Consider the following 207-nt stretch of genomic DNA (forward strand, 5'->3'; position numbering starts at 1 on the left):
TACCGTTTTCGTTGGTATCGTTCACCGCTGGGATCACGATATCAGTCAAGGCATCTACACGGTCTTGGAAGTCACCCGCTTCGGTTGGGAAGTCGTCAACAATTGCATCCACCGCTGCTTGTGCATCCGCTTTCGCTTGTTGTGCATCTGCAAGGGCTTGAGTTAAGTCATCAACTTCTGCTTGGGTCACAGCATCATCTGCAAGGG

Annotated in this window: 1 protein-coding gene; it reads right to left on the reverse strand. The window is 51.2% G+C overall.

What is annotated here, in order from left to right; genetic code table 11:
* The coding region (locus CYK47_RS15390) for a GA-like domain-containing protein (RefSeq protein ID WP_213072445.1) at positions 1-207 on the reverse strand (207 nt) is incomplete at both ends.

It is taken from the genome of Acinetobacter sp. B51(2017) (assembly GCF_003711395.1).
Classification (GTDB): Bacteria; Pseudomonadota; Gammaproteobacteria; order Pseudomonadales; family Moraxellaceae; genus Acinetobacter.